This is a genomic window from Angustibacter speluncae, from assembly GCF_054777815.1.
Genome location: NZ_BAAHAF010000047.1, coordinates 1 through 3,412, shown reverse-complemented (window position 1 = coordinate 3,412; position 3,412 = coordinate 1). Strand labels below are relative to the sequence as shown.

General features: G+C 76.8%; 3 protein-coding genes. All 3 read right to left on the bottom strand.

Going from position 1 to position 3,412, the window contains the following annotated elements:
• The coding region (locus ACYVKY_RS05065) for a protein kinase family protein (protein WP_460433885.1) at positions 1-842 on the bottom strand (842 nt) is incomplete at its 3' end.
• Positions 843-1,003: 161 nt separating this feature from the next.
• Positions 1,004-1,414: a hypothetical protein gene (locus ACYVKY_RS05060; RefSeq protein WP_460433884.1), complete on the bottom strand. Its 411-nt coding sequence runs from the start codon at positions 1,412-1,414 to the stop codon at positions 1,004-1,006.
• 54 nt (positions 1,415-1,468) lie between these two features.
• Positions 1,469-3,265, bottom strand: coding sequence for a murein biosynthesis integral membrane protein MurJ (murJ, locus tag ACYVKY_RS05055; RefSeq protein ID WP_460433883.1), 1,797 nt, complete (start codon positions 3,263-3,265; stop codon positions 1,469-1,471).
• Positions 3,266-3,412: the final 147 nt, after the last annotated feature.

Sequence of the window (3,412 nt, the reverse complement as noted above, 5' to 3'; positions counted from 1 at the left end):
GCACCGGCGGCCGCACCCGAGCCGGTGCGGCGGGGGAACCGGCCGGCCGGACGCAGCCCGGCGGCGACGGGGGTGGGGCGCAGGCCGGTGTCCCACGGCCGCAGCTGCTCGACGACCTCCTGGGGCGTGCGGGGGCCGTCGTCGACGTCGCCGAGCGTGACGGCGCAGAGGGTGTCGAGGTCGTTCGGGACGCCGTCGACGAGGTCGGCGGGCGGCACGGGCACCTCGCCGTCGAGCGGCGTGGCCTCCAGGCCCGCGACCGGCTCCATCGGCCAGGTGGCGGTGAGGCCGGCGTGCAGCAGCGCGACCAGGGCGACGGCGTCGGCGCGGGCCGCCTCGTCGGCGGTGACGGCGCCGCCGCCGCGGGCGGCGGCCTCGACGGCCAGGCCCTCGACCTTGACGCCGCCGTCGGGGAGGCAGAGCACGTGCTCGGGGGTGAGGACCTCGTGGTGCAGGCCGGCGGCGGACGCGGCGGCCAGCGCGGTGGCCGTCCGGCCGACCACGGCCCGGACCTGGTCGGCGGGCAGCGGACCGCGACGGAGCAGGTCGGCCAGCGGGACGGCGTCGACGTGCTCGCTGACGACGTAGGTGAGCGGGCCGTCGGCGCGCGGCTCCTGCGCGACGTCGAGCACCCGCAGCAGCGCGGGGTCCTCGACGACGGCGGCGCGGCGGGCGGCGTCGAGGACGTCGTCGGCGGTGTCGTGGGGCACCAGGCGCACGGCGACCGGGCGGTCGAGGGTGGTGTCGACGGCGCGCCAGGACTCCCCTGCGGAGGTGGTGCGCAGCCGCTCCTCGAGCCGGTACCTGCCCGCGAGCTCGGTGCCGTGCTCGACGCCCTCCACGATCGGTCCTCCACCCGTCCTGCGCGCCGGGCGGCGCGACGCGCCCATGCTAGGCGCTGGGGACGGGCGCGCAGCCCGGGGCGACGCCGGGGCGGGTCACGATCCGGGCACGCCGGACGGGGCGCTCGTGCGGGGGTGCGGCGGGGACGGGGCGGTGGCCGTCAGGACACCGGCGCGGCGGTGTCCGTCGCGCTGCGGTGGGCCCAGCCGGCGATCCACGGGATCCGGGCGACGACGAGGGTCGGCGCCGTCCGCGCGACGGTGACGGTGGCCGAGCCGTCCGTGGCGATCCGCACGTCCGCGGGGTCGACCTCGTTCAGCGCGTTCTGCTCGACGGCCGTGGTCACGGCGGCGGGGTAGGCGAGCCGGGTGTCGCCGCCGGCCTCGACGGCCTCGGCGGCGTCGCGGGCCGCGGCTCCGGCGGTGTCGGACACCCCCATGGCGGTGGACCCGATCGAGACGGCGTCGAACAGCACGAGCCCGGCGACGCCGAGCACCACGGTGACCTTGATCAGCCAGCCGGTGATGATGCCCCCGTCGTCGCGGTGGTGGGCCAGGGCAGGGTGCTGCACGTGGGGGTCATCGGCATCCCCGCGGCCGTCCTTGAGGTCGTGGACCCGGCGGGTTCAGCCGCCGAGCACCCGGCCCACCCGGCCGAGCCGGCGGGTGAGCGCGCGCAGCTCCTCGACCCGCAGCAGCCGCAGGCCCACCAGGTAGACGACGAGCACCACCGCGCCGGCGGCGGCGCAGACGAGCACGGCGCCGCCGCGCCCGGAGACGGTCAGGTCGCGCAGCAGGTGGGTGACGAGCCAACCGGCGCCCCCGGCCACGAGCCCGGCGACGAGCAGGCGGACGTGGGTGCGCACCACGAGCGGGCCGTCGAGGGTGCCGTGGCTGCGCCGCAGCCACCACGCCGACAGGCCGGCGGAGACGAACGCCGAGGCGCTCATGCCGGCGGCGACGCCGACCACCATCAGCTCGGCGGGCAGCAGCAGCACCGACGCCACGTCGGCGGCGACGATCACGGCCACGGTCGGCACCTGCACCAGGAACGGCGTCCGGGCGTCCTCGTAGGCGTAGTAGACGCGGTGGAACAGGTAGGTGGCGCTGAATGCGGTGAGGCCGACCGCCATCACCGCCACCACCGACCCGAGCGCGAGGCCGCCCTCGACCGACCCGGTCATCGCGACCCCCACCGGGTCGGCGAGCACGACGAGCCCGACCGTGGCGACGACCGAGAACAGGCCGACGGTGCGCAGGCCGAGCGACAGGTCGGCGCGCACGGTGGGCCAGTCGTCGTCGCCGGCGGCGTGGCTCATCCGCGTGAAGAGGGCCGTGACGAGCGAGACCGCGACCAGCGAGTGGGGCAGCATGAACAGCAGGTAGGCGTAGCTGTAGGCCGCGGCGCCGGGGGTGCCGGCCGCGAGCTCGGTGCCGCGGTTCAGGGCGGTGGCGGTGGTGGCCACGTTGGTGGTGACGAGCAGGCCGAGCTGGCCGACCAGCACGGCCAGGAAGGTCCACACCGCGACCCGGCGGGCGCTGCCGAGGCCCACGCCGCGCACGCCCCACACCGGCCGGTAGCGGAACCCCGCGGCGCGCAGCGGCGGGACCAGCACCAGCGCCTGCGCGACGACGCCGAGCGTGGCCGTCCCCGCGAGCAGGGCGACCTTGGCCGCCGACCAGCTGTCGACCGCGTGCTGGCCGGCGTCGCCGCGGCCGTACAGGAGCAGGAAGGCGACCAGGCCCGCCACGCCGACGACGTTGTTCACGACCGGCGCCCACATGTAGGCGCCGAACCGGCCGCGGGCGTTCAGCACCTGCCCGAGCACGGTGTAGAGGCCGTAGAAGAAGACCTGGGGCACGCACCAGAACGCGAACGCGGTCGAGAGCGCGAGCCAGCCGGTGGTCTGGTTCACCGCGTAGACCCGCACGAGCAGCGGCGAGCACGCCGTCAGGACGACCGTGACCCCGAGCAGCATCGCCACCGACAGCGTCACCAGCCGGTTGACGAACTCCTCGCCGCCGTCGGCGCTCTTGGACGCCCGGACGATCTGCGGCACGAGCACGGCGTTGAGCACGCCGCCGGCGAGCAGCATGTAGAGGATGTTCGGGATCTTGTTGGCGACGTCGAAGGTGTCGGCGGAGTCGAAGGTGAGGCCGACGGCGAGCACCAGCACCAGCGAGCGCCCGAAGCCGAGCACGCGCGAGACGGCCGTCCCGGCGGCCATGACCGTGCTGGAGCGCAGCACCGCGTGCGTGCCGTCGACGGGCCGGCCACCCGCCGCCTGCCCGCGGCCGTGGTCCCGGTCGTGGTCCCGGTCGTCGTCCTCGACCAGGTCGGGTCCCGGCGCGGCCAGTTGACCGGTGTCGGTGCCGCTCGGGTCGGTGCCGGTGGGGTCGTTGCCCTGCTCGTCGGTCCTCACGCGTCCCCTCACGACGTCCGTGGTGCGGTGCCGCCGGCGGGTCGCCCGGCGCCGGCCGTGGTCTCGTCCTGCTCGGCCGCGTCCGCGTCCGCGCTCGCCGCGGGCTGCTCGCCGACCGGGTGGCGTCCGCGCCGGCGCCGCCCGCGG